Here is a 26,260-nt window from a genome sequence, read left to right as displayed (position 1 = left end):
AAAAGAATCTAAATTCAATGCAACAATCCTACACAAAAAATTATCTTAAAATTTATCTTTGGCAAGGAGTCTCCTTAGTATTGAATTTTCTCTCCATGTTTGTGGTAATCCCTTATCTTACTTCTAATCCAACAGTTTATGGGATTTACTCGGTATGTATATCTTTTTCGATATTTCTAGCTTATGCTGATCTGGGATTTATGGGCGCTGGGCAAAAATATGCAGCTGAATCTTTTGCTAAAGGTGATAGGGATGGAGAGATTAAAACAATAGGGTTCACTAATTTTGTTTTATTGGTTTTTTTGATTTTGTTTTCCATTGTTTTTATTTTTCTAAGTCTTCAGCCAGAGCTATTAGTTAAAGGAATAAAAACTATTGAGCAAAGGCATGTTGCATCTTCGCTATTATTAATACTTGCAATTTTTACCCCTACAACTTTGTTGCAGCGCTTATTGCAAATGATTTTTGGTGTAAGGATGGAAGATTTTGTAATTCAGCGTACTAATATTTTAGGAAGTATTATTAGGATATCATCGGTACTGTGGTTTTTTAGGGAAGGTAAGTACGATATTATTGGCTACTTTTTATTCACTCAGGTAGTTAATTTAATTGCGGCATTAATTACTTTACAAATTGCTCGGAGCAGATATAATTATAATTTTAAAAAATTATTTTTATCTATTAGTTTTAATAAAGCTGTCTTTGAAAAGATAAAAGGTTTAGCATTTGCCAGTTTATTTGTCACTATCTCCTGGATATTATACTACGAGCTAGATACTGTAGCCATCGGTAAACTATTAGGAGCTGATCAAGTGGCAGTTTATGCTATCGGACTAACGGTTCTTACTTTTTTTAGGAGTATTTTAGGGATTCTTTTTTCACCTTTTAATGTGAGGTTCAATCATTTTGTAGGTAGTGAAGAAGAGGAAAGTTTAAAATCCTTTTATTTACAGGTGGTCTCAATTCTAGCTCCCGTAGTTATATTTCCTATTATTGCAATTGCTATTTTTGCCAAACCAATTGTTGTGACATGGGTTGGTGCTGGTTATTATAATTCAATATCAATAGTTCAGTTTTTAGTCTTTTGCAATGTTTTTGCCTTTATCACTTATCCAACTAACTTTATGTTGATTGCAAAAGAACGTCAAAAAGAACTATATTTTATCAATACCCTACTTCCAATTATTTTTTGGATAGGGATAATTGTCACAATAGGTATGTGGGGCGCAAACTCATTTGCAATATTCAAATTAATTGCATTTTTGTTTTCTGCCATAGTTTTGTACAAACTTATGATAGGTTATCTCAAGCTTAATTTATTGGATTCAATAAAAAAGATTTTTAGCCCTATATTTTTGCCTGTTTTATTCTTGACGTTAACTTCATTTGCCATTAGGAATTATCTGCCACAGGAAAAGTCTAAACTTTATTTATTGATTGTTGCTGCAGTAATTGGTATATTAATATTAGGATCTTTTGTCGTACTGTATTTAACATCTCAAAACTGGAAAAATCAATTGAACAAAACAGTAAAACAACTCAGAAGTAAATAATTTAGGAAAGTTAAGGGTAAGAAATGAAAAATAAGGGTAAGCAAAGCATACTAATTTTTACTGATTGTTATATATATGGAGGAAGTGAAAAGTTAATGGCCTTCTTATTAAAAAATGAGATTTTAAATAGGGATTTTAAACTTCTCTATAGCTATAGAAAGCATAGAGAATACGAGATCGGATTGAAAAATGAAGGTTTGTTTGATCGAGAAAATAACTTCCCTCTAACTTTATTATCTAATAATACACTGTTTTACAAAATAAATTGTCTTAAAATCTCTAAATATTTAAAAGGAGTAATTAAAGTTCCGTTTTTTCTACTTTCAAAGTTCAAAATTTATTTTCTATGGAATTTGGTTAGATTTATTTTGTTATTACGTAGAAATAAACCAGATATAATTCATGTTAATAATGGAGGATATCCAGCCGCAAGTAGCTGCAGTGTAATCGTTTTAGCTAATTATTTGACAATTAAGGCAAAAGTTGTTTACCAGGTAAATAATCAAGCATTGGATCGCAAAAGTTATTTTGAAAAGATTTATGATAAATTTATCGATAGGCATGTAAACTGTTTCATCAATGCTTCCATTAGGGCAAAACAACGGTTGGTAGAAGCACGAAATTTTAATCCTAATAAAATATTTTTAGTTAATAACTGTGCTCCATTGCCAGCAATTAAAAATAATCGGGAAGAAATTTTAACGGAATTGAATATTCCGTTGGATAGTTTTCTTATTGTTCAGGTTGCTTTTTTGTCCGAAAGAAAGGGGCAAAAATATTTAATAGACGCTCTCTGTAATTTGTTTAGGAATGGATTACTTTCAACAAAAAAGGTATATTGCGCTTTTGTTGGGAACGGCGAGCAAGAAGATTATTTGAGAGATTACATTAATGAGCTGGGCCTTGCTTCAAATGTTTTTATTTTAGGGTACAAAAATAACAGTGAAGATTATATAGCTGCTAGCGATTTATTTTTATTGCCATCCATTAAAGATGAAGATATGCCATTAGTTTTACTATCAGCATTGGGATACGGGAAGCCTATTGTGGCGACTGATTTTGCAGGGATTTCTCAGGTACTGAATGCGAATGTTAACGGTGTTTTAATACCAAATGATATGTTAACTTTTGTTGATAATTTATCAAATGAAATCTTTCGATTGTACAGTAATAAAGATTTGAGGACTTCATTAGGTATTAATGCAAAAGGGACCTATGTAAATTATAATCCTGAGAGTTATGGATTGAAATTGAAACAAATTTATGATCAACTTCATGACAGCTAAAGACACAATTTTATTACTCGGGGGCTCCGGTTTTATTGGCAGGAATATTATCGATTTTGTCATCAATAATGAAGAATCTTTAAATCATAAAATAGTTGTTTTATCAAGAGATTTTCAAAATGAAAAGATTGATGGTGTAGAGTATGTTTCGGGCGATTACGGAGACAAGAACATATTAATTCGACTGTTTTCAAAATGGAATTTTACGAGGGTCTTTCATTGTGCTACATCAACAACTCCGCTATCCTCAAATAATAACATATTGTCTGATATCAACGGTAATTTAATAGCTACAATTGGATTATTAGATGTTATGAAAGATTTTGGCTGTTTTTCTATACTTTACCTTTCATCTGGAGGAGCAGTATATGGAGATAAAAATTTAGAAGCGGTTTCTGAACAGACAGTTTGTAGTCCAGTAAGTTCTTATGGGGTGATTAAGCTTACGATTGAAAATTTTTTGCGATTGTATCAAAAGCAATTTGGTATTAATTACTTGATTTTGAGAGTTTCAAACCCATTTGGGAAATTCCATTTGTCGGAAAAACAGGGCGTTATCAATATTGCTGTAAGAAGAGCTTTAAATAACGAAACAATTGAGGTTTGGGGAGATGGGAACCAATCTAAAGACTATATTTTTGTTGACGATTTAGTGAAAATAATTTTTCGTCTCTTAAAGCTTGGTATTGTTAATGAGATAATAAATATTGGTTCTGGCCAAGCTTATCAATTGAATAATATATTGAGCATTATAAAAATATATTTTCCTACACTGCACATCAATTATATTGAGTCTAAATCAACCGATGTTAAAGATTTCTGTTTAGACATTTCATTAATGCGATCGCTAGTAAATTTTAAATTCACTGAGTTCGAAGAGGCGATTCAGAGGACCGTTTTTTGGGAAAAATCAAGATTAGGATTGATTTAATTAAACATATTATAACTAGATACAATAAAAATATGAAAACAGTAATATTATGCGGAGGATACGGTACTCGCATCCGTGATGTAGCTGATGACATTCCAAAACCGATGATTCCTGTCGGAGGGAAACCAATTATTTGGCATATCATGAAAACATATGCCCATTATGGTTATGCTGATTTTGTCTTATGCATGGGATATAAAAGTGAAGTAATTAAAGATTTTTTTATTAATTATGAACTTAGAAGTTCTGATGTTACGATTAGATTGGGTAAAAAATCGGAGCAAATAATTTCAGAGGCGAACCACGAAGAAGATGGTTGGGAAATAACCCTAGCTGAAACTGGTATAAAAGCAATGACAGGTGCGAGGGTAAAAAGGATAAAAAAATATATAGGGAATGATCCTTATTTTATGTTAACCTATGGTGACGGTGTAGGTGATATTGATATAGAGTCTCTGGTAGCATTCCATAAGTCGCATGGCAAAATGGTTACCCTAACCGGAGTAAGACCTCCTGGAAGATTTGGTGAATTAGGCATTGCTGATGATGGTTCTACAATTACCGGTTTCAATGAAAAACCGCAAGCAAGTGGTGGATGGATTAATGGTGGTTATTTTGTTTGCAATAATGAGTTTTTAGACATTTTGAGTGATGCAGAAGACTTAGTGCTCGAACAAGAGCCAATGAAAAAGCTGGTAGAATTAGGAGAATTGAAAGTTTACGAGCATGATAGCTTTTGGCAACCTATGGACACTTCAAGAGAATACACTTTATTAAATGAACTTTATAACAACAATCAGGCGCCATGGGTGAAATGGGAAAAAAAATAATTTTTGGAGATGTTTATCGTAACAAAAAAGTATTAGTTACAGGTAATACTGGATTTAAAGGCTCTTGGCTATGTAGCTGGCTGATTTCTTTAGGCGCAGATGTTTACGGAATATCTAAAGATATTCCATCTAATCCATCAATGTTTCTCGAGTTAGGATTAGCAGACAAGATGACTCATTATGTAGCCGATGTTCGCGATTTTGAAAGTATTGAAAAAATTGTTAATGAGGTGGCTCCTGATTTTTTATTCCATCTGGCAGCACAAGCAATCGTGTCATTTTCTTACAGCGAGCCATTAGACACTATTTCTAGCAATGTGATGGGAACCGCTAATATACTTGAGGTACTAAGAAAGTATGATAAGAATTGTACAGGAATCATTATCACAAGTGATAAGTGTTATGATAATGTGGAATGGATTTATGGATATAAAGAGACAGATGCCGTTGGTGGGAAAGATATCTATAGTGGAAGTAAGGGAGCAGCGGAATTGATGTTTAAATCCTACTATCATTCATTTTTCAAAAAAGATGGGGTAAATGTACGAATTGCCTCAGCCCGTGCTGGAAATGTTATAGGAGGTGGTGATTGGGCATTAGATAGAATAATACCCGATTGTATGCGTTCTTGGAGTGTGGGAAAAGTTGTTGAAATTAGGAGTCCAAAGGCAACTCGCCCATGGCAACATGTTTTGGAGCCATTAAGTGGCTATCTTCAACTAGGTGAACGACTACATAAAGATCATTCATTAAATGGAGAAAGTTTCAATTTTGGGCCTAAGTCTGAATACAACCACTCTGTTCAGGAAATATTGGAAGATATGTCGGTACGTTGGCATTTTGAAAACTCAAAGGATGCTTATATAGTAACTGGAGATATTAAATTCTATGAAGCTGGGTTGCTAAAGCTAAATTGTGATAAAGCTCTGTTTCATTTTAAATGGAAACCAACGCTTAATTATAAAACTTTGATTGAGTTTACGAGCGATTGGTACTATGAGTTTTATAAAAATAAAGGCGATATGTTTACTTATACCAAGGCACAAATTGAGGCATACGAAGATTTAGCTTTAGCCGAAGAAATAGCATGGACAAGATAAATGTAGAGGGAGTTTTATTAACTTCATTAAAAAAAATACATCATCCTAAAGGAGATGTATTTCACGGAATGAAAAAATCGGATGCAGGATTTTCTGGTTTTGGTGAAGCTTATTTTTCTACGATAAACTACAAGGACGCCAAACCATGGAAGAAACATTTAAGAATGACTCTTAATTTTGTTGTTCCCGTCGGCACAATTCGTTTTGTGATATATGATGATAGAGAAGAGAGTATTACAAAGGGTAATTTTTATGATGTAATACTGGGTGTGAATAATTATCAGAGAATTACTATTCCACCCAATGTTTGGGTTGCATTCTATGGTGAAGGCGAAGTTTATAATTTGTTGCTAAATTTAGCAAATATGGAACACGATCCTTCAGAAGTTGAACGCAAAGATGAGTTGCATGAAATTGAATACAAATGGTAAATAAAAAAGTGCTGGTAACAGGTGGCAGTGGCTATATTGGTGCACGGCTATGTTTACATTTAGCACTTCAAGGATATGCGGTAACGCCTGTTTGCTACTCAAAATTACCATCAGATAATGATTGGATAGCAAAAATGGAAAGAGTTGCTATAGGTGATATTAGGGATGAAAATTTTATTTATCAACTTGCTGAGGAAGATTTTTATGCCATTATACATTTAGTCTCTCTTGATCATCATCAGTCTAATGGCTCTCCTTCATTTGTGAGTTCAGTTAATATAACTCCGGTATGGAGCTTACTTGATATTTTTTCAAAAAAAGGATTATCTAAGTTTTTGTATTTTTCAACTATGCAGGTTTATGGTGCTATACAAAATGAGGTTGTTACGGAATTAGAATGTACTAAAACACTAAATGCATATGCACTTACTCACAATATCGGAGAAGTTATCTGTGAACATTATAATAGAGTTTCGGATGTCGAGTGCAAGATAATTCGCCTATCTAATAGCTATGGCGCTCCGATATTTGATGATAGTAACTGTTGGTGGTTAGTGATAAATGATCTTTGCCGAATGGCTATTTTGGAAAAAAAGATCATTCTTCAATCTGATGGTTCGCCATTGCGTGATTTTATTCATGGATGGGATATTTGTGGTGCTGTTGAAGCAATACTCGAAACAGATTCCAATCACACAGTTTATAACCTTAGTTCTGGATTAACTTTATCGATAATGGAAATTGCTTTTAAGATACGGCAGGTCTACTTTGAAAGGTACCACACTGCATTAGAAATAACATCCGTGGCATCAGATAAAAAAATGAAACCAATATCTTATAAAATGGATAACAGTAGGCTTCTTAGCATCGGCTTCACCATTCAATGGTCGCTAGAAGATGGAATTAAAGAACTTTTTGATAGTTTGGAACGAAATGAAAGATAATTCAATTGTATTATTTTCGATTATAGTACCAACTTATAATCGATCTTCTGATTTAGTACGTTGTTTAGATTCATTAGCGGCTCAAACGTATACTAACTTTGAAGTTATTGTATGCGACAACGCCTCAACCGATAATACAAAAGAGGTAGTTGATAAATATAAATCGGTATTAGATATAAAATATATTTATTTGACCACAAATTCAGGAGGACCTGCACGGCCAAGAAACATTGCGGCATCCAGTGCGATAGGAGAATGGGTTTGCTTTTTAGATTCTGACGATTGGTATAAGAGCGATAAATTAGATTTTATATCAAAACTGAATTTAGAGGAAATTGATTTTATTTATCATGATTTAGATATTATTCAAAATGGGATGGTTGTAAAAAAGATGAAGTCGAGGGATTTGGATAAAAAAGATTCATACCATGATTTACTATATGGCAGCTACGGCATTCCTACATCATCTGTATGTGTGCGTAAATCTATTTTCACAGAGTCAATTGGATTTTCAGAAAAGAAAGAATTAATTGGTTTGGAAGATTATTACTTATGGATTGAACTAGCTAAAACAGGAATACGCTTTAAATATATCTCTATAGCGCTGGGATATTATTTTTTGGGAAGTTCAAATCTTTCTTTAAATGATAATAGCCGGATCAATAGATATAAATTTTTGTTCCAAACCTATATTGATTCGGAAAAAGATGAAAAAAATAAAAAAAAGATAAATGCAACATTAAATTACCATATCGGATGGATTTATTTTAACAAATCGCAAATTAAAGAAGGAATTCGCCCGATATCATATGCATTTTATTATGGTTCTTTAGCTATTAAATTTGGCGTTATAAGAATCATATCAAAAAGTTTATTAAGTATTTTAAAATAATAAATTCTTTGTTCTTTCATTTGGTGTGATAGAAAAATATATAGATGAAAAAAGCGGTTATTGCGATTATTTGGTATGTTCTTATTTTACACGTATTTATTCCGTGTGTCTATTACCTATTTATGGGGTTTACTCCTGTGTATTCGGATTTAGTAGACTATCCATCCCTATATAAATCTATCTTGTTAATTGCAAGTTCTTTACTATTAAGTGTTTTTGTATTGAAAATTACTACAAAAAAAGATTTTGTGGTAAAACCAATTGTTGATGGCAGACCAATTAATTTTTTATATTACTTTTCTATTTTATTCAAATTATTGGTATTTTATCTAAGTGGTGGATTTCAGTCGCTGGTAAATGGAGATTCTACAGGATCACTGACAAATTATGTATCACTTTTTTTAAATCCTTTTACATTATTACTATTATTATTATTTGTTCAAAAAAAGAGGTCTAGTGTTATTAAGGCGATATTTTTTTATGTCGCTTACATTACGCTATCCGGTAGTAGAAGTGGTATAATTTCTATATTTTTTGTCTTTTTTATTGGCATGGCCTTTGAAGGGTTTAAGCATTACAAAAGTAAGCTGCAAAATTTTTTAAAATATGGGCTGTTGATTGCACCTATTTTATTCGTTTATGCAACTTTATCCCGTGGTATAACTGAACTAGTTGGTTTTGATTTTATTATGAATCAAATTGTGGGAAGGATGTCAACACTTGAAACATCTATGCTTCCCTTATATCATGAGAGTCATAGTTTGGATTTAAGTTTATTTTATTCTAAATATGATTTTTGGCATCAATTGAAACTATGTATTGATGCATTGTTGCCGGGTCAGATATTTGAATTTGATGTGATGCCCAATAATTATTACAGGGCAATGTTTATGGGCTTTTCAGAATCTTTCGTAAGGGAGAACTATATGTCCGTAAATTTTACGTTGCCAATTTACTTATACTTAAAGTACGGTTATTTTGGGGTTTTATTTACAATATTTTATATTACAGGATTTTATAGGTTATTGATTTTTTTTAAAAATAAACCTTTTGTAATAATTATACTATTATCAACTTTCTATGATTTGATCTATTTCTTTGACTGGGTAATGGTATTTACACAGCTGTACAGTTCTTTATTGACTATTCTTTTCGTCAAAGGATTTATTGTTTTCTATAAAGCAATGAAACAGAGTTTTGTATTTAAAAAGGTATAAACTGAATAGATTGAAAAGTAAAATATCTAGTATAATAAATTTGACTATATAAAATGTTGATCTCTGTAGTAATTCCGGTGTATAATTCTGAAAAAACTATTAAAGTTTGTATTGATTCAATTTTGAATCAAACCTATACAGGTGCAATTGAAATAATAATTATAAATGATGGTTCAAAAGATAATTCTCAAAAAATAATTGAACAGATTATCGAAAGCAATGTTGGGCCTATGACCATCCAATTAACAAATAAAATTAATGCTGGTGTTTCTCGGGCTAGAAATACAGGGATGAAATTAGCTAAAGGCGATTGGATTGCATTTTTGGATTCTGATGATGAATGGGCAAGCAATAAAATTGAGCGACAAATGAAATTTATTACTGAAAATCAGGATATTTCATTTATAGGATGTAATAGAAATAATGAGCATTTTCTTCGTTTTTTTTGGATTAAATTTTCTCATTTGACTAGAATCACTGCGAGAATGCTTCTCTATAAAAATTTCTTTGCAACACCTACAGTTATGATTAAAAAAAATGTCATGGATAATGTAGGCTTATTTAGTGAAAATCAAGATTATTGTGAAGATGCTAATTATTGGATAAGAATTGCGTCAGCTGGCTTTAAATGTTTCCTTTTGAACGAAAGTTTGGTTACTACTGGAGATGGAAAGCCCCATTTTGGCCATGTCGGACTTTCATCTAATCTTGGAGAAATGGCTATCGGTGATTTGCAAAATATGAGGTTAGGATATCAATTAAAAGTTGTGAAACTACTAGAATTTGTTTTCCTTTTTTGTTATTCAAGAGTTAAATATATAAGAAGGTTATTAATTGTGAAACTAGGTAGATAGTATGAAGGTAACAGCAAGCATAGTTCTGTATCAAAATAATGTTATAGAAATAAGTAAAGCAATCTCAAGTATTTTTAGCTATCAGCCTAATAATATAATTTTATTTTTGATTGATAACTCTCCTACTGATGCATTAATCCATCTAAAGCATAATTTTCAAGATATCATATACATTCATAATCCTTCTAATCCGGGCTTTGGCTCTGCGCATAATCTCGCTATTCAGCAAGCAATCTCTGCAGGCTCAAATCATCACTTCATAATTAATCCTGATATTTATTTTGATGAAAATGTAATTTTTCCAATGGTGAAATATATGCAAGAAAATGATCGTGTTGGAATGATGATGCCGCGAGTTTTAAACGAAGATAATACTGTCCAGGATCTGCCAAAGTTACTGCCAAAACCCCTGCACATTTTATGGCGTAAGTTAAAAAAGCCTAACAAAGCATATCTTAAATTTATAAATAACTATGAGCTGAGGTTTGTACCAAAAGATTTAGTTTATAATGCCCCTGTACTTTCTGGTTGTTTTACATTGTTAAATTTAAAAGCAATTAAAGATGTTGGAATGTATGATGATCGATACTTTATGTATTTTGAGGACTGGGACCTATCCAGAAGAATGCATCAGAAATATAAAACTATATATTTTCCTAAAGTATCGGTTTATCATGGATATGAATCCGGAGCAAACAAAAGCAAAAAATTATTTATAATTTTTATAAAATCTGCAGTTGCTTACTTCAATAAATGGGGTTGGTTTTTTGATAGTGAAAGAGAAAAAATTAATAACGAAGCCTTATCCCAATTTAAATGATTAAAGTTCTAATAACGGGAGCTACCGGTTTTGTCGGTAAAAATTTAAGTCCTTACCTCAGTAAATTAGAAATGCAAGTGGAGCATTTCAAGCGGTCTGAGTTAATTTCTAATCAAATTATCAGAGATAAAGCAGCTATTGTTCATCTCGCTGGAAAGGCACATGATTTAAAAAATTTTTCAAATCCTGAGGAATATTATCAGGTTAACTTTGAACTTACAAAAAAACTCTACGATGAATTTTTAAAATCTGATTGCCGAAAATTTATTTTTATTAGTTCGGTAAAAGCTGCAGCTGATCAAGTTGATGGAGTTTTGACCGAAGAAGTTCTACCAGCTCCGATAACTCATTACGGCAGATCCAAGCTTATGGCCGAAAAATATATACAGGGCCAGCCATTGCCTGAAGGAAAGTCGTATTACATCCTTCGCCCCTGTATGATTCATGGTCCTGGTAATAAGGGGAATTTAAATTTACTATATAAATTTGTTCAAAAAGGAATCCCTTACCCTTTAGCCTCATTTAAAAATAAACGCTCATTCTTAAGTGTTGAGAATTTGTGTTTTGTAATTGCGAACTTACTCAAGAAAGATATTCCTTCTGGAATATATAACATCGCAGATGATGATGCTTTATCAACTAATGAGGTTGTAGGTATTTTAGCACAATCATTGAATAGAGAATCTAAACTATGGGCAATTTCACCGGGAATAATTAGAGGATTAGCTAAAGTTGGTGACCTTTTAAAGTTACCGTTGAATTCTGAACGTTTAAGTAAGTTAACAGAGAATTATTTGGTAAGCAATAATAAAATAAAAAAAGCGATAGGGGGCCATTTGCCTCTCAAAACGAATGAAGGATTAAGGATTACAGCAAAATCCTTCAGTAACACCTAACTGCATTTTGACTATTATTAACTTTAATTTAAATCCTTTATCCAATAATCCAATGGCACCGATTTTTATTTTAATTATTCTAATTGGCCTGTTTGCTCTGGAAATTTTCTACTTTAAAATAGCCGATCATTTCAATATCATAGATAAACCCAATCACAGAAGTTCTCATACAACAGTAACTATCCGCGGAGGAGGAATTATTTTTACACTGGCAGCGCTAATTTTTTTCTTCACTTTTGGATTTCAATATACCTATTTTATTCTGGGTTTATTTCTAATCAGTTTAATCAGTTTTTTAGATGATATTTTCACTCTAAACAACAAATTAAGATTAAGTATCCATCTTTTATCTGTTTTGCTCATGTTTTACCAATGGAATCTATTTAGTTTAAGCTGGTATTGGATTCCTATTGCATTAATTTTTGTGATCGGAACCATTAATGCCTATAACTTTATGGATGGTATAAACGGAATTACAGGAGGATATAGCTTATTGGCAATTGCAACTTTATATTATATTAACGAACAGGTTACCTCATTTACTTCATCTGATTTATTAATTACTGTTGGCTTGTCGTTACTCGTATTCAATTTTTTTAATTTCAGAAAAAAAGCTAAGTGTTTTGCCGGTGATGTAGGAAGTGTGAGCATCGCTTTCATTATTGTTTTTCTCATAGGGCAGCTGGTGATCCAAACGCAGAATTTTAATTACATCCTATTATTATTGTTTTATGGATTAGACGCTGTAACCACAATTGTATTTAGGGTAATTAGAAAAGAGAATATTTTTGAAGCGCACAGAAGCCATTTTTATCAGTTTCTTTCCAATGAAAAAAAATGGCCTCATTTATTGGTGGTGAGCATTTATATCTTAATCCAATTGATCATCAATGTCCTTCTTATTTTATTTGTGGGAAAAGATTCGCTAACGGCATTGTTTTTGATTGTAACGTCGGGAATTATTTTCCTTATTGTCCGTTTTATGATGGAGGGGAAAGATAGATTGATAAAATCAGTAACAAATGAATGATTGGGTAGTTTATGGCGGCGGAGGCCATGCCAGGGTAATTGGCGATGCAATTACACTTAATAAAGGTCGGTTAATCACCTACTTTGATGATAATAAAGATTTGTCTTCCATTAACAATATTCCTGTTTTGCCATATCACGAAAGTGTTGAGCAACAGGCTAAGTTAATTATTGGAGTTGGTAACAATGAGGTACGCAGAAATATTGCTAAGTATATCGTGCACGAATTTGGCACCTTGATACATCCAAAGGCTATAATTGCGGATAATGTAGTTATAGGTGAAGGGAGTGTAATTCTAGCAGGCGCAGTAATTCAATCTGGCGTTATTATTGGCAAACATGTGATAGTTAATGCAAATGTAACTGTTGACCATGATGCCATTATTGAAGATTTTTGTTGTATTTATCCAAACTCGTATATAGGAGGCAGTGCTAAAATTGGGATGGGTACAAGTGTAGATGCCTGTAGTGCAATAGGCAGACTTAGCACTATTTCCCGCGCTTTTGAGCCTGATGAAGTTGTTGCATTACACTTGTATTAATCTTGTTATAATGCGTATCTTTACTAAAATTTAGCCTATTGTATTTTGTTTACACAAATTAATATTGTTCCGCGCTGGGTCATTTTCTTATTAGATCTGACCATTTGCACCTGTTCTTTAATATTTGCTTATTCCCTTAAGCATAATTTAGATTTAACAGCAATAGAATTGCCTGAACTTGCGAGAAATCTCCTGATTATTGGTACCATTAATATTGCAGTTTTCTTTCATATTAGAACATTTACGGGTATCATCCGCTATACCAGTGCGCAGGATTCATTCCGTATTTTAATTGCCGTAGTAATTGGTAATGGTACTTTTTTCGTACTCAACCTAATTGCAATTACTTTCTTTCAATACCCTTTAATCTCTATTACGATATTAATTACCAATGGCCTAACCAGCTTTTTGTTTTTGATGACTTACCGGGTTTTGATTAAATATTTCTTTATTTATGTTAAAAACCTCAATCTCGATAAAAAGAAAGTAATCATATATGGCGCAGGCGAAGCCGGTTTGGCGACTAAAAGGACTTTTGATCATGACGGAAGTGTAAATAAAAATATTGTTGCTTTCGTAGATGATGACCAGAGAAAAATTGGCAAAACTATAGATGGTATTAAAATTTTAGATGCTGCAAATCTTGCCTATCTGATTGGTGAACATGAGTTAGATGAAATTATCTTTGCTTCTTACACTATTCCAGATGAAAAAAAGGATGAAATTGTTGATTTGTGCCTGGAGAATGATATTAAGGTTTTAAACATCCCTCCTCCTGATGTATGGACTAATGGACAGCTAAAGTCGACACAGATTCAGAAATTAAATATCGAGGATTTATTGAATAGAAAATCAATTAAAATTGATATTGATGGAATTGGACAGATGCTGGACAAAAAGCGGATCCTAATTACAGGTGCGGCAGGATCTATCGGTAGTGAGATTGTTCGTCAGCTTTCGAAATTTAATGTGGGACTGATTATTCTTTGCGATCAATCAGAAACTGCTTTGCATGAATTATACCTTGAGTTGGAGGAAACCAATAAGAGTAAAAATTTCCACGCTTTTATTGGCGATGTTCGTGATGAGCAGCGCATGGATAAGCTGTTTGAAACTTACAAGCCACATTACGTGTATCATGCGGCTGCCTATAAACATGTCCCTTTGATGGAAGATAATCCTGCGGAAGCCATTAAAGCTAATGTATTGGGGACTAAAACCATTGCGGATAAATCTGTTAAATATGGTGTTCAGAAATTTGTAATGATTTCTACTGATAAGGCTGTAAATCCGACCAATATTATGGGCGCCTCAAAACGCATTGCCGAAATCTATGTTCAATCACTTAACAATTCATTAAGTACAGATGGTTTTATTTTTAGCAACGGCTTACAATATATCAATGACCTGAATGTTAAACCGATCACTAAATTTATCACTACCCGTTTTGGAAACGTCTTAGGGTCTAATGGCTCTGTAATTCCTCGATTTAGACAGCAGATTGAAAAAGGTGGACCAGTTACCGTAACCCACCCGGAAATCACGCGTTATTTTATGACGATCCCTGAGGCTTGTCGTTTGGTACTCGAAGCAGGATGTATGGGGAAAGGTGGTGAAATCTTCGTTTTTGATATGGGTAAGTCGGTTAAGATTGTCGAATTGGCTAAAAAGATGATTAGACTGGCTGGTTTAGAACCTAATGTTGACGTTAAAATTGAATATTCAGGTTTACGTCCGGGAGAAAAATTATACGAAGAATTACTCAATGATAATGAAAATACTATGCCTACCCATCATGAGAAAATTATGATCGGTAAAGTAAGGGAATATATATTCGCAGATGTGGAGAAACAGATTTATGAGTTAATCTCATCTGCCAAATCGGATAATGATCGGCAGGTGGTAATGAATATGAAAAAACTGGTTCCGGAATTTAAAAGTAAAAATTCGATATTTGAAGAATTAGATAAGGTAATAAACGACTAAAATATGATTAAAAGAATCTTCTTAATGGCCTTCATGGCCATTTTTGCTTTAGCTGCTGATGCACAAAACCCTACTCCTAATCGTATTATTCCCTACGATTATCAATTTTATCAAAAATTAAGCCCTGCTGTTTACGATCAGCAATCTAAATTTCACTCTGCCATCAAGGGTTTCTATTCGGATGATAGTGCTTTACAAAAGCAGTATGATTCATTAATGAATGCCGGAACGGACAGTTTAAATAAAAGAAGCTGGGTGCATCGTAAATTATTCCAGGAACATCTTTTTGAATTTAAAAGTGATGACTATAATATCTACGCAGATTTTCTTCCTGATTTTCAGATAGGGAAAGATTTTAGCGGAAATAGGTCAACATGGTTAAATACACGTGGTTTCCAGGTTGGAGGTAACGTAGGAAAACAGTTTTCATTCTACCTGAATGGTTTTGAAAATCAAGGTAAATTTGTGGATTATGTAAACAACTTTATCGTCGCGAACCAGGTAGTACCTGGGCAGGGATATGGTAAATTGGGAGCAGATAAACAAGACTGGTCTTACGTTACAGCATTATTGTCATATACGCCAAATAAATATTTAAATTTTGCTTTAGGATATGATAAGAACTTCATAGGGGATGGTTATCGTTCGATGCTGTTATCAGATGTTTCTTCAAATTATTCTTTCTTTAGAGTAAGGGCAACTGTAGGTAGTGTGCAGTATCAAACCATATTTGCCTACATGCTCGATCCAGGGGCGCCAAAATTAGCGAGTGATAGAAGATTAGGAGACCGTGGGAAATGGATGGCAGCGCACTATGTAGATTGGAATGCAACGAAACGTTTTTCCGTTGGTTTTTTTCAGGCAGTTACTTGGGCTGATGCAGAGCCCGAAGGCAAACGTGGATTTGATTTTAATTATATCCACCCTTTTTTGTTTTTGCGCCCAGTTGAGAGTACGAATACCACCTCGCCGGATAAAATGCGTTTAGGAATTAACCTAAAATATGAACTCTTAGAAAAAACAGCATTATATGGGCAGTTCATGTTCGATGAATTTACGGCCAAAGAATTTTTTAAAGGAAATGGTTATTGGGCTAATAAATTTGCTGTTCAGTTTGGTGTACGCGGATCTGATCTATTTAAAGTACAGGGCTTAAATTATCTCGCTGAATTTAACACAGCCAGGCCATATACTTACGCGCACTTCGATAGAATTTCGAATTACGCCAATTACAATCAATCCTTAGCGCATCCACGTGGCGCAAACTTTAGAGAGTTTTTGGGGATTTTAAACTATAGCTACAAACGATTTGACCTTCAGGGACAAGCATTATATTCAAGATATGGCCTAGATCCTGCAGGCATGAATTATGGTGGTGATATTTTTAAGAGTTATGATACCAGATCTGTTCAATATGGTAGTCACATAGGGCAAGGCAAAGGCACAGACCTCTACTATGTAAAAGGGCAGGTTGCTTATTTACTTAATCCTAAATACAATTTAAGATTAGAAGTGGCAGGTACATATAGAAGAGAAAGTAACGAGTTGGGGATCAATAAAACGGGATTGTTAACTATTGGATTAAGAAGCTCATTTAGAAATATCTACCACGATTTTTAAAGATTTGCATTTCTTTATCCAGACTTTTTGCTGAGTTTGTCTCTGTTTAAAGATTGGTTAAATAAGAATCCAAAAAAATTAAGAACGGTTTTGGTAAATAGGATGGATTTTTTAAACGTTTTCATTACTATATTATTAAGGTTTGCTGGTATCAACACAAATATGATACCAGTAAACATAGTAACTTAAATACTGTTTGCCGATCAAAGTAGATTATGGGAACAATAAAATCGATTCTAGGCCTCCTTTTGTAGTTATGACATATATCAATACTTATTTTTGAGTAATTTGATTAAAATCATCATCAAAACTTAACCTTTTGATAATCTAAACATACAATTATCAAAGAAATTTGCTCTTTTAAGCTATCCAGCCATTGTATTCGTTGTTCTTTTTATTGCAACTTTCTTTACCGCTTCAATAATCGCACTTTTATCATAACCACATTCTGCCCAAAGCTCAGGTTGCTCCCCATGTTCTATAAACTGATCAGGAATACCTAAACGGACTACATTAGCATGATAGCCGTGATCGGCCATAAACTCTAATACAGCTGAGCCTACCCCTCCGGGCAAAGATCCATCTTCTACAGTAATTACATTCTTGTATTTAGCAAACACCTCATGTAATAATTGCTCATCTAAAGGCTTAACAAAACGTAAATCATAATGAGCCGGATAAAAGCCTTCGCTGTTTAATTCTGCTCTCGCTTCAACAGCAAAATTACCTACGTGGCCAATGGTTAATAGCGCTACATCTTCACCATCGCAAATTTTACGTCCTTTGCCAATCTCTAAAGCTTTGAATGGCCTTTTCCAATCAGGCATTACACCGTTGCCACGAGGATAACGAATTACAAATGGCCCAACATTTTCCTGTTGAGCAGTAAACATCAGGTTACGTAGTTCTTCTTCATTCATTGGAGAAGAAATTACTAAATTTGGGATGCAACGCATATAAGCAATATCGTAAGCACCATGATGGGTTGCCCCATCTGCACCTGCCATACCTGCCCTATCCAAACAAAAAACAACGTTTAGTTTTTGTATCGCCACATCATGGATTACCTGATCGTATGCTCTTTGCATAAAGCTTGAATAGATGTTGCAAAAAGGAACCAAGCCCTGTGTGGCTAAGCCAGCAGAGAAGGTTACCGCATGTTGTTCTGCAATACCCACATCAAAAGCACGTTTTGGCATAGCCTTCATCATAATATTTAATGATGATCCTGAAGGCATCGCAGGTGTAATACCTACTATTTTATCATTAGCCTCAGCCAGTTCTACCATGGTATGTCCGAAAACATCCTGGTATTTTGGTGGTTGTGGTTTATCTGGAATGCTTTTATTGATTTCACCCGTTATCTTATCAAAAAGACCTGGTGCATGCCATTTTGTTTGATCTTTTTCTGCAAGCGCAAAACCTTTACCCTTTACCGTAATACAGTGAAGAAGTTTAGGGCCTGGAATGGCAGATAAGTCTTTTATGGTTTGAGCCAAACGTTTTACATCGTGGCCATCAACAGGGCCGAAATACCTAAAATTTAAGGCCTCGAAAAGGTTACTTTGTTTAAGTAAAGTTCCTTTAATGCTCTTTTCTATTTTTTTAACATACTTATGTGCATTTGGACCTAATTTAGAAAGCCCGGCCAATACATGAGAAATATCATCACGGAAACGGTTATAAGATTTGGAAATCGTTATGCTGGTTAAATACTCTTTAAGTGCACCTACATTCGGATCGATAGACATGCAATTATCATTCAGAATAACCAGCACATTGCTGTTTTCAATTCCCGCGTGGTTTAATCCTTCAAAAGCCAAACCAGCAGTCATCGCACCATCACCAATAATGGCAACATGTTGTCTATCTGTTTCTCCTTTTAGCTGCGAAGCCACAGCCATACCTAAAGCGGCAGAAATAGAGGTAGAAGAGTGACCAACGCCAAAAGTATCGTACTCACTTTCTGAAATTTTTGGAAAGCCGCTGATGCCTCCATACACACGGTTGGTGTGGAATAAATCCCTGCGACCGGTTAAAATTTTATGTCCATATGCCTGGTGGCCTACATCCCAAACCAATTTATCGTATGGGGTATTCAATGCATAGTGTAAGGCAACCGTTAATTCGACAACACCTAAACTGGACGCAAAATGGCCTCCGTTAACACTAACTACATCAATAATATACTGTCGTAATTCCTGACTTATTTGTTCTAAGTCAGATTCGCTATATTGCTTTAAATCAGCAGGATAGTTGATTTTTGATAGCAGAGGGCCAGCTTTTACTTGCATTCGAAATTTTTGGTAAAAAACAAGATACAAAGTAAGGTATTTTTGTTTTAATATAGAAGAGAAAAATAGTGGTTTATTATTGAAGGTTAAGCGGTTAATGTTTAGTGCTTTAGGTTGCTATTGTAATAATGATGTCTATCTTTTTACATTGGGGTTAAATATCCTCCAGACTAAAATTTTTCACTATGTTTGTGCCTTCACATGCAGGCAGAGAATTTTGAGATAAAACTTCCAGTATTCGAAGGCCCCTTCGATTTGTTGTTGTTCTTTATTGAGCGCGACGAGCTGAGCATTCAGGACGTAGAGATTGCGAAGATTACAAATGACTTTTTGGCCTATATTCATCAACTCCTTGCCTTAAATGTAGAAATAGCCAGCGAATTTATTCTGGTTGCGGCAACCCTGATGCGCATTAAATCTAAAATGCTTTTGCCTAGGATTGAGGTTGATGAAGCTGGAAACGAAATCAATGCTGAACAAGACCTGATCGCGAGGCTTATTGCTTATAAACAGTTTAAATCTGCCGCAGAAGAAATGAAGGGTTTCGAAGAGGAACGTTTAAAACAGGATCATCGGGGAAACATTGCATTCGATTTAACCCTTGCTGCTGCATCTTCCTCTCATCAGGATGAACTTTTATCGCTGGATCTTTATAAACTTTTAACGGTTTATCACCGAACGATGCAGAAATATGAGCTGCGTAGCGAAGAAGTTAAACATACGGTGGTGCAATATCCTTACACCATTGAGCAGCAAAAACATTTTATTGCGAATCTGCTCGATATCAATAAACAGATCGATTTTGCCCTCGTACTCAAAAACTCAGAAAATAAGGTGCATTTCGTATATAATTTCCTGGCTATTTTAGAAATGTTGCAACAACAAATCATAGAGATAACCATTGGAAGCGGTTTTAACAACTTTAATGTGAAAGCATTAACTTAAACCAGCCTAAATTAAATTTGAAATCCTTACTTTTGCCAAAAAAATACAAACCTAATATAAGATGACACGCGACAACCAAATTTTTGAACTTATCGATAAAGAATTAAACCGCCAGGAGCATGGTTTAGAGCTTATTGCATCAGAAAACTTTGTAAGCAAGCAGGTAATGGAAGCTGCCGGATCGGTACTAACCAATAAATATGCTGAAGGCTTACCAGGAAAACGTTATTATGGCGGTTGCCAGGTAGTAGATGTGGTAGAGCAGATTGCGATTGATAGGGCAAAAGAATTGTTTGGTGCAGCGTGGGTAAATGTTCAGCCGCACTCTGGTGCGCAAGCAAATGCAGCAGTAATGCTTGCTGTTTTACAGCCTGGTGATAAAATATTAGGTTTCGATCTTTCTCATGGAGGTCACTTAACACATGGTTCACCAGTTAACTTTTCGGGTAAATTATATCAACCATTTTTTTATGGTGTTGAAAAAGAAACCGGACTAATCGATTATAAAAAACTGGAGGAAGTAGCTTTAGCTGAAAAACCAAAATTAATTATCTGCGGTGCATCTGCATACTCTCGCGAGTGGGATTATGCCTTTATCCGTGCTGTTGCTGATAAAATTGGTGCCTTGGTTTTAGCTGATATTTCTCACCCGGCAGGTTTAATTGCTAAGGGTTTATTGGCTAACCCACTTCCACATTGCCATATTGTAACCACAACAACCCACAAAACTTTACGTGGTCCACGTGGCGGTATGATTATGATGGGAAAAGATTTTGAAAACCCATGGGGATTAAAGACGCCTAAAGGTGAAATTCGCCTAATGAGCAATTTATTAGACATGGCTGTTTTCCCAGGTACGCAAGGTGGCCCGTTGGAGCATATCATTGCAGCAAAAGCAATTGCTTTTGGTGAAGCTTTAAGCGAGGAGTACGGAACTTACATTAAACAAGTTGCAGCAAATGCACAGGCAATGGCCAAAGCATTTGTAGCTAAAGGTTATGGTATTATTTCTGGTGGCACCGATAACCACTTGATGTTGATCGATCTTCGTAATAAAAACATCACCGGTAAATTGGCTGAGAATGCTCTAGAAAAAGCAGAAATTACCGTGAATAAAAATATGGTGCCATTTGATGATAAATCTCCGTTTGTAACTTCTGGTATCCGTGTAGGTACAGCTGCTATTACTACCCGTGGTTTAAAAGAGGCTGAAATGGAGCAAATTGTTGAGTTGATCGATCGCGTTTTAACCAACCCTGAAGATGAAGCCAATCTAAACACAGTAAAAGCTGAAGTGATTCAGTTGGTAAGTGCATTTCCATTATATAAGTAAAAAATAGTTCTAATTAATTTTAGAAAGAAAATGTTAAAAAGCAGTTGCATTAATTTGTAACTGCTTTTTTGATGAATTAAGTTTTTTAGCGTTGATGCTGTAAAACAAACGTTTGTTTTATATATTTGGCAAATTAATGTGATAATAAAAACATATGTGTGGAATAGTAGGCTACATTGGCTACAGAGAAGCCTGGCCAATTGTATTAAAAGGTCTTAAAAGATTAGAATACCGCGGTTATGATAGTGCTGGTATTGCACTGATGAATAGCAGCGGTCAGCATATTTATAAAAAAGCCGGAAAAGTTGCTGTTTTGGAAGAGTTTGCTGAAAAAGAAGATAAATCAGGCACAAGTGGCATGGGCCATACCCGTTGGGCTACACACGGTGTTCCTTCAGATCGTAATTCCCATCCACACACTTCAAATAATGGTAAACTTTCTATTATACACAATGGGATCATTGAAAATTATGCCACGCTAAAGGAAGAGTTAGTTAGTCGCGGGCACGAGTTTAAAAGTGATACTGATACAGAAGTATTGATCCATCTGATTGAAGAAATCCAGGAAATTGAAAAGATTGATCTTTTAGAAGCCGTTCGTTTGGCTTTGCATGAGGTAAATGGTGCTTATGCCATTGTAATTATGGATAAGGAACATCCCGATCGTTTAATTGCTGCCCGAAAAGGTAGTCCGATGGTAATTGGCGTTGGACAAGGGGAATATTTTATTGCATCTGATGCTACCCCGATTATAGAGTACACTAAAAATGTAATTTATTTAAAAGATGGCGAAATTGCTTTGATTACCAGAGAGGATCTTTTAATCAAACATTTGGACAACGTTGTTCAAACGCCACAGATTCAGGAATTAGAGTTAAAACTCGAAATGCTCGAAAAAGGTGGTTTTGATCACTTTATGTTAAAAGAGATTTATGAACAACCCCGTTCCATCAAAGATTGTATGCGTGGCCGTATTTATCCTGAAGAAGGTAAAGTACAGCTTGGTGGGATTAAAGAATTTGCAGAGAAACTAAAAAATATTGATCGTATTATCATTGTAGCCTGCGGAACATCGTGGCATGCAGGTTTGGTTGGCGAGTACCTGATCGAAGAGTATGCACGTATCCCGGTTGAGGTAGAATATGCTTCAGAGTTCAGGTACAGAAATCCAATTATCACTGAAAAAGATGTGGTAATTGCCATATCACAATCCGGAGAAACGGCTGATACCATGGCGGCCATAGAAATGGCAAAAGAACGTGGAGCAACTATCTTTGGAATTTGTAACGTTGCAGGCGCTTCTATTCCACGCTTAACCCATGCTGGTGTTTATACCCATGCCGGACCAGAAATTGGTGTAGCTTCTACAAAAGCCTTTACCGCACAGGTAACTGTTTTAACTTTGATGGCCTTTTACATGGCGCAACAAAAAGGTACCATAACCACTTCAAAATTAATAGAACTTTTAACTGAACTAGACAATATCCCTGAAAAGATTCAGATAGCTTTAGAATCGAATGACCTGATTAAAGAAGTTGCAGAAAAAATTAAAGATTCTACCAACTGTTTATTCTTAGGCAGAGGAAGTGGCTTCCCTGTAGCATTAGAAGGTGCTTTAAAATTGAAAGAAATTTCATACATCCATGCAGAAGGTTATCCAGCTGCAGAAATGAAACATGGCCCTATCGCTTTAATCGACGAAGAAATGCCGGTAGTTTTTATTGCTACACAAAACTCATCTTATGAGAAAGTGATCAGTAACATTCAGGAAGTAAAAGCCAGAAAAGGTAAAGTAATTGCTATTGTAACGCAGGGCGATACAGAGGTGAAGAAAATGGCTGATTATTGTATCGAGATCCCTGATGCAAACGAAGCTTTCTTACCACTTTTAGCAACTATTCCACTTCAGTTATTATCGTATCATATTGCGGTAATGCGTGGTTGTAATGTAGATCAGCCAAGGAATCTTGCTAAATCGGTAACCGTAGAATAATTTACAACAAAACAAATAAATAAAGCAGTTGCATTAATTTGTAGCTGCTTTTTTCATTATAATCATATTTAAATAGCGACTTTGTTAATTAAGCCCGATTGAACGGATGTCGTTTTGAGCGTTATGTTTTTAATATCGATAAATTAAAACAGTAGGAGGAAAAGCGGGACTGCAGGCCGCCACGGGCACCAATGTCCACTTTCAAAAAATAATACTACTGGGAATAGATGGATATTCAAAACTAACCTGAAAGAATTGAGCGGCAATCCTGCGATCTTAAAATCCTGGTAAAAAGTAAAGGGCCGATATTCTTTAGAAGAAATATCGACCCTTACCATCTAAATTAACGCTCTCATATATATAAACGAGATTTCTCGCCGAATTGTTTTTTGAAAATGAAAAAAAACGATTATTTCTCGTAACTTCCTAAGGTTGAGGGAGAAATTCTTGTATGGCCTTTTATATCTTTATTGAGAAAGCCTGAAAAATAGGGGTCGTTGCTTAAATCAGCACCTTTTTTTCTTGCCGGGCTATTTGCCGATACCTCAAAATTCTCCATCTCCTTACTGATAAAAGAGGGGTCAGTATTCAAAATATTGCCATTGTTGCCATAACTATTATTGGTAGATCTGATTAAGTTGCTCCATAAATTAAGCTGAACTGCTGCGGATGTTTTCTTTTGGATATCCAGTTCATTCGTTAAACTACCCCAAATAATATTGTTGGTTAAATCTAACTGGAGTTTGTTGTATACATTCGCCGATAAATAATCTGAAAAGCTTAGGGATGCTGTTTTACGGGGAAAATTTAAGTTGTAACCTGCAAAAGTATTTTGTTTAAGGCTGTAATTTCCTCCTCCAACGGCATAAATTAAATAATTGCCACAATTGTACATCACATTATTAAAGGCCAATAGCTCCGAATGATAACCAATGTAGGCAGCCACCTGCATATTTTTGATAATACTATTGCTCAAAATCAATTTAGGATCGGCATTTAACGATAACGAATCAGATGTAATGCCCACCGAGGCATTTTTGATCAGTGCGCTTTTAATTACTCCGTTGCCGGTCCTTTTCAAAAAAATCCCCTTCCATTGACCGGGTTCTTCGCTATATAGGTTTTCCAACCTATCACTACAAAATACAACCGGATCGGTAATACTTCCATTAACCATTAAATTGCCTTCTATGTTTAAACCGGCATCCTTGTGGAAATAAATTTTAGTACCAGGCTGGATCATAAGTGAAGATCCATTTTTAACCGTTAAAGATCCAATTATAATATAGGGTAACGATTTTGTCCAGGTGGTGTTAATGGCAATGGTTTGATCATTAACAAAAACCGCATTCTGGCCATAAGCTAAAAGCCTTATCACTTGCCTGTTTCCATTGGTATTTAAAATAATTGAATCCTGAACCAGGAAGGGTAAATGATCTGTGTTTGGATTAATCATAACCTTTACAAAGAGATTAATAGAATCCTGACCATTTATAACCAGGTCATTTTTGCTAAAGCTATCTTCCCCATTAATATTGATGCTAAATGCAGAACTGTTTCCACCAGCAAGTGTGATTTCAGAAACTTTTACCGCATCATGATTGCTGTTTACAATGCTTAACCGTTTCGTTATAGAACCAACTGAAGTAAAAATGGTATCAAACAACAATTCCTTACTTGGAATATTTAACCTTGCGTTTGTATCTGTGGTAATGCGTTCGCCCTTTCTGCATGCAAAAACAAAAAATATCATCAATAGCAATAAAATAGTTTTTGAAAGCATAACTCAAACTTAGAAAAATGTTTGAGTTCTTACAAGGGGCCCATGGTATAATAAAGCTATTCGGCAAAAGCCAGTGCGGCAATACTAACTTTTGCGGCCCCGCTATTTAAGAGTTCGTTTGCACAGGCTTCTAAAGTTGCACCAGTTGTAATCACATCATCAACCAATAAAGTGTGTTTGCCAGCAATATGTTCCGGGCCAGTTACGCTAAAAACGTTCTGCATATTTTCAAAGCGGTTGTAACGGTTTTTTTTAGTCTGCTTTCTGTAGCATTGTTGCGTACTAAATTTTTTTCGCTAAACCCAATTTCCATTTTATCTGCTATTCCTTCGGCAATAAAAGTACCTTGGTTGTAACCCCTGTATTTATACTTTTTATGATGCAATGGAACTGGAATTACTAAATCAACATCCTGGTAAAAAGAACTCACTTTTGGTCGTTCTCCAAGCAATCCCCCTAGGAGTACGCCAACATCAGTTCTGCCGTTATATTTCAGGTTATGGATCAGGTTTTGCACTTTGGCTCCTTTTCTAAAGTATAACATTGCCATAGCAGCATTAAACAGTACACGCCCCCATAATTGTTTAGCTACCCTGTTTTCTCCATGTTGGTGATAATCGGTAAAAGGCAAATCGTACGGGCATTTGGTACAGATCAAATCCTCGCTGTGGTATACAGCCGCACCACAGGCATTGCAGAGGTTTGGTAATAATAAACCGATTAAATCATCGCACCATCGTTTAACCTGTAACATATAACTAATTTATAAATATTTACGAGGATAGCTATAGTTATTTAGCAAATCAGATTCAGTGCTACTATATAAGTATGTTATTACGGCACGCTTTATTTCAAACCCATCAGGTTTTTGAAACCTGATGGGTTTATTAAGTCGCCCTAAACACCCGATATCCCAAAAAGTTTTGCCGAGGGTTAAACTTTTTCCTGCTGTAAACCATCCACTTACGGAAAACCTTTAGA

At 34.7% G+C, this 26,260-nt stretch carries 23 protein-coding genes; 19 read left to right on the top strand and 4 right to left on the bottom strand.

Going from position 1 to position 26,260, the window contains the following annotated elements; all coding sequences use genetic code 11:
- Nucleotides 1-17 precede the first annotated feature (17 nt).
- From R2R28_RS14380 to R2R28_RS14305, 16 genes are read left to right on the top strand one after another with little or no spacing between them, the layout of a single operon-like run.
- Nucleotides 18-1,553 carry a hypothetical protein gene (locus R2R28_RS14380; RefSeq protein WP_316826380.1) on the top strand — a complete coding sequence of 512 codons (1,536 nt, stop codon included), beginning with the start codon at nt 18-20 and terminating at the stop codon, nt 1,551-1,553.
- 23 nt (nt 1,554-1,576) lie between these two features.
- Nucleotides 1,577-2,839 (top strand): glycosyltransferase, encoded by a 1,263-nt coding sequence (locus R2R28_RS14375; protein WP_316826379.1) that lies wholly within the window; start codon nt 1,577-1,579, stop codon nt 2,837-2,839.
- Entirely contained in the window at nt 2,829-3,770 is a 942-nt protein-coding gene (locus R2R28_RS14370) for an NAD-dependent epimerase/dehydratase family protein (protein ID WP_316826378.1), read from the top strand. Before R2R28_RS14375 ends, R2R28_RS14370 begins: the two co-directional genes overlap by 11 nt.
- Nucleotides 3,771-3,802: 32 nt before the next feature.
- Nucleotides 3,803-4,600, top strand: a complete 798-nt coding sequence (gene rfbF / locus R2R28_RS14365; RefSeq protein ID WP_316826377.1) for a glucose-1-phosphate cytidylyltransferase — start codon at nt 3,803-3,805, stop codon at nt 4,598-4,600.
- The gene (gene rfbG, locus R2R28_RS14360; RefSeq protein ID WP_316826376.1) at nt 4,576-5,700 is read left to right on the top strand and encodes a CDP-glucose 4,6-dehydratase; all 1,125 of its coding nucleotides are present in this window, start codon (nt 4,576-4,578) and stop codon (nt 5,698-5,700) included. The genes rfbF and rfbG overlap by 25 nt, the downstream gene beginning before the upstream one ends.
- Nucleotides 5,688-6,131: a dTDP-4-dehydrorhamnose 3,5-epimerase gene (locus tag R2R28_RS14355; RefSeq protein WP_316826375.1), complete on the top strand. Its 444-nt coding sequence runs from the start codon at nt 5,688-5,690 to the stop codon at nt 6,129-6,131. Before rfbG ends, R2R28_RS14355 begins: the two co-directional genes overlap by 13 nt.
- Nucleotides 6,125-7,075: an NAD(P)-dependent oxidoreductase gene (locus R2R28_RS14350; RefSeq protein WP_316826374.1), complete on the top strand. Its 951-nt coding sequence runs from the start codon at nt 6,125-6,127 to the stop codon at nt 7,073-7,075. The genes R2R28_RS14355 and R2R28_RS14350 overlap by 7 nt, the downstream gene beginning before the upstream one ends.
- Complete coding sequence (locus R2R28_RS14345; protein ID WP_316826373.1) at nt 7,065-7,967, top strand: glycosyltransferase family A protein; 903 nt, start codon at nt 7,065-7,067, stop codon at nt 7,965-7,967. The genes R2R28_RS14350 and R2R28_RS14345 overlap by 11 nt, the downstream gene beginning before the upstream one ends.
- Before the next feature lie 44 nt (nt 7,968-8,011).
- Nucleotides 8,012-9,184, top strand: a complete 1,173-nt coding sequence (locus R2R28_RS14340) for a hypothetical protein (RefSeq protein ID WP_316826372.1) — start codon at nt 8,012-8,014, stop codon at nt 9,182-9,184.
- 53 nt (nt 9,185-9,237) lie between these two features.
- Entirely contained in the window at nt 9,238-10,038 is an 801-nt protein-coding gene (locus tag R2R28_RS14335) for a glycosyltransferase family A protein (protein ID WP_316826371.1), read from the top strand.
- A 1-nt stretch (nt 10,039) separates the two neighbouring features.
- A complete protein-coding gene (locus R2R28_RS14330; protein WP_316826370.1) occupies nt 10,040-10,858 on the top strand; it encodes a glycosyltransferase family 2 protein in 819 nt (272 codons plus the stop codon).
- The gene (locus R2R28_RS14325; protein WP_316826369.1) at nt 10,855-11,754 is read left to right on the top strand and encodes an NAD-dependent epimerase/dehydratase family protein; all 900 of its coding nucleotides are present in this window, start codon (nt 10,855-10,857) and stop codon (nt 11,752-11,754) included. The genes R2R28_RS14330 and R2R28_RS14325 overlap by 4 nt, the downstream gene beginning before the upstream one ends.
- A 52-nt stretch (nt 11,755-11,806) precedes the next feature.
- Nucleotides 11,807-12,784: a glycosyltransferase family 4 protein gene (locus R2R28_RS14320; RefSeq protein ID WP_316826368.1), complete on the top strand. Its 978-nt coding sequence runs from the start codon at nt 11,807-11,809 to the stop codon at nt 12,782-12,784.
- On the top strand, nt 12,777-13,325 hold the full coding sequence (locus R2R28_RS14315; protein WP_316826367.1) for a transferase: 549 nt from the start codon (nt 12,777-12,779) through the stop codon (nt 13,323-13,325). Before R2R28_RS14320 ends, R2R28_RS14315 begins: the two co-directional genes overlap by 8 nt.
- Before the next feature lie 45 nt (nt 13,326-13,370).
- Nucleotides 13,371-15,311 (top strand): nucleoside-diphosphate sugar epimerase/dehydratase, encoded by a 1,941-nt coding sequence (locus R2R28_RS14310; protein ID WP_316826366.1) that lies wholly within the window; start codon nt 13,371-13,373, stop codon nt 15,309-15,311.
- Nucleotides 15,312-15,314: 3 nt separating this feature from the next.
- On the top strand, nt 15,315-16,931 hold the full coding sequence (locus R2R28_RS14305) for a gliding motility protein RemB (protein WP_316826365.1): 1,617 nt from the start codon (nt 15,315-15,317) through the stop codon (nt 16,929-16,931).
- Between the two features lie 365 nt (nt 16,932-17,296).
- Here R2R28_RS14305 and dxs read toward each other — a convergent pair whose 3' ends face one another.
- Nucleotides 17,297-19,225, bottom strand: a complete 1,929-nt coding sequence (gene dxs / locus R2R28_RS14300) for a 1-deoxy-D-xylulose-5-phosphate synthase (RefSeq protein ID WP_316826364.1) — start codon at nt 19,223-19,225, stop codon at nt 17,297-17,299.
- A 201-nt stretch (nt 19,226-19,426) separates the two neighbouring features.
- On the opposite strand from dxs, the gene R2R28_RS14295 reads away from it, so the two are divergent.
- The 3 genes from R2R28_RS14295 (at nt 19,427) to glmS (ending at nt 23,496) form a co-directional block, all read left to right on the top strand.
- The gene (locus tag R2R28_RS14295; RefSeq protein ID WP_316826363.1) at nt 19,427-20,170 is read left to right on the top strand and encodes a segregation and condensation protein A; all 744 of its coding nucleotides are present in this window, start codon (nt 19,427-19,429) and stop codon (nt 20,168-20,170) included.
- Nucleotides 20,171-20,231: 61 nt separating this feature from the next.
- Nucleotides 20,232-21,503 (top strand): serine hydroxymethyltransferase, encoded by a 1,272-nt coding sequence (gene glyA / locus R2R28_RS14290; protein WP_316826362.1) that lies wholly within the window; start codon nt 20,232-20,234, stop codon nt 21,501-21,503.
- Nucleotides 21,504-21,657: 154 nt separating this feature from the next.
- On the top strand, nt 21,658-23,496 hold the full coding sequence (gene glmS, locus R2R28_RS14285; protein ID WP_316826361.1) for a glutamine--fructose-6-phosphate transaminase (isomerizing): 1,839 nt from the start codon (nt 21,658-21,660) through the stop codon (nt 23,494-23,496).
- 409 nt (nt 23,497-23,905) lie between these two features.
- On the opposite strand, the gene R2R28_RS14280 is transcribed toward glmS, so the two are convergent.
- From R2R28_RS14280 to R2R28_RS14270, 3 genes are read right to left on the bottom strand one after another with little or no spacing between them, the layout of a single operon-like run.
- Nucleotides 23,906-25,279, bottom strand: a complete 1,374-nt coding sequence (locus R2R28_RS14280) for a hypothetical protein (protein ID WP_316826360.1) — start codon at nt 25,277-25,279, stop codon at nt 23,906-23,908.
- A 56-nt stretch (nt 25,280-25,335) separates the two neighbouring features.
- Nucleotides 25,336-25,503: a ComF family protein gene (locus R2R28_RS14275; RefSeq protein WP_316826359.1), complete on the bottom strand. Its 168-nt coding sequence runs from the start codon at nt 25,501-25,503 to the stop codon at nt 25,336-25,338.
- On the bottom strand, nt 25,482-26,033 hold the full coding sequence (locus tag R2R28_RS14270) for a ComF family protein (protein WP_316826358.1): 552 nt from the start codon (nt 26,031-26,033) through the stop codon (nt 25,482-25,484). The genes R2R28_RS14275 and R2R28_RS14270 overlap by 22 nt, the downstream gene beginning before the upstream one ends.
- Between the last annotated feature and the right edge of the window lie 227 nt (nt 26,034-26,260).

This window comes from Pedobacter miscanthi, from assembly GCF_032678605.1.
GTDB classification, from domain to species: Bacteria; Bacteroidota; Bacteroidia; order Sphingobacteriales; family Sphingobacteriaceae; genus Pedobacter; species Pedobacter miscanthi_A.
Note: the sequence above shows the minus strand (reverse complement) of the source record. Positions and strands in the feature narration are given on the sequence as shown.

Excerpts from the sequence above, each read along its gene's own strand:
- R2R28_RS14295 (WP_316826363.1), top strand. The coding sequence starts at position 19,427 with ATGCAGGCAGAGAATTTTGAGATAAAACTTCCAGTATTCGAAGGCCCC.
- dxs (WP_316826364.1), bottom strand. The coding sequence starts at position 19,225 with ATGCAAGTAAAAGCTGGCCCTCTGCTATCAAAAATCAACTATCCTGCT.
- glmS (WP_316826361.1), top strand. The coding sequence starts at position 21,658 with ATGTGTGGAATAGTAGGCTACATTGGCTACAGAGAAGCCTGGCCAATT.
- R2R28_RS14335 (WP_316826371.1), top strand. The coding sequence starts at position 9,238 with ATGTTGATCTCTGTAGTAATTCCGGTGTATAATTCTGAAAAAACTATT.
- R2R28_RS14325 (WP_316826369.1), top strand. The coding sequence starts at position 10,855 with ATGATTAAAGTTCTAATAACGGGAGCTACCGGTTTTGTCGGTAAAAAT.
- R2R28_RS14380 (WP_316826380.1), top strand. The coding sequence starts at position 18 with ATGCAACAATCCTACACAAAAAATTATCTTAAAATTTATCTTTGGCAA.
- R2R28_RS14340 (WP_316826372.1), top strand. The coding sequence starts at position 8,012 with ATGAAAAAAGCGGTTATTGCGATTATTTGGTATGTTCTTATTTTACAC.
- R2R28_RS14355 (WP_316826375.1), top strand. The coding sequence starts at position 5,688 with ATGGACAAGATAAATGTAGAGGGAGTTTTATTAACTTCATTAAAAAAA.
- R2R28_RS14370 (WP_316826378.1), top strand. The coding sequence starts at position 2,829 with ATGACAGCTAAAGACACAATTTTATTACTCGGGGGCTCCGGTTTTATT.
- R2R28_RS14275 (WP_316826359.1), bottom strand. The coding sequence starts at position 25,503 with ATGCAGAACGTTTTTAGCGTAACTGGCCCGGAACATATTGCTGGCAAA.
- R2R28_RS14305 (WP_316826365.1), top strand. The coding sequence starts at position 15,315 with ATGATTAAAAGAATCTTCTTAATGGCCTTCATGGCCATTTTTGCTTTA.
- R2R28_RS14315 (WP_316826367.1), top strand. The coding sequence starts at position 12,777 with ATGAATGATTGGGTAGTTTATGGCGGCGGAGGCCATGCCAGGGTAATT.
- glyA (WP_316826362.1), top strand. The coding sequence starts at position 20,232 with ATGACACGCGACAACCAAATTTTTGAACTTATCGATAAAGAATTAAAC.
- R2R28_RS14280 (WP_316826360.1), bottom strand. The coding sequence starts at position 25,279 with ATGCTTTCAAAAACTATTTTATTGCTATTGATGATATTTTTTGTTTTT.
- R2R28_RS14375 (WP_316826379.1), top strand. The coding sequence starts at position 1,577 with ATGAAAAATAAGGGTAAGCAAAGCATACTAATTTTTACTGATTGTTAT.
- R2R28_RS14345 (WP_316826373.1), top strand. The coding sequence starts at position 7,065 with ATGAAAGATAATTCAATTGTATTATTTTCGATTATAGTACCAACTTAT.
- R2R28_RS14270 (WP_316826358.1), bottom strand. The coding sequence starts at position 26,033 with ATGTTACAGGTTAAACGATGGTGCGATGATTTAATCGGTTTATTATTA.
- R2R28_RS14330 (WP_316826370.1), top strand. The coding sequence starts at position 10,040 with ATGAAGGTAACAGCAAGCATAGTTCTGTATCAAAATAATGTTATAGAA.
- rfbF (WP_316826377.1), top strand. The coding sequence starts at position 3,803 with ATGAAAACAGTAATATTATGCGGAGGATACGGTACTCGCATCCGTGAT.
- R2R28_RS14350 (WP_316826374.1), top strand. The coding sequence starts at position 6,125 with ATGGTAAATAAAAAAGTGCTGGTAACAGGTGGCAGTGGCTATATTGGT.
- rfbG (WP_316826376.1), top strand. The coding sequence starts at position 4,576 with ATGGGTGAAATGGGAAAAAAAATAATTTTTGGAGATGTTTATCGTAAC.
- R2R28_RS14320 (WP_316826368.1), top strand. The coding sequence starts at position 11,807 with ATGGCACCGATTTTTATTTTAATTATTCTAATTGGCCTGTTTGCTCTG.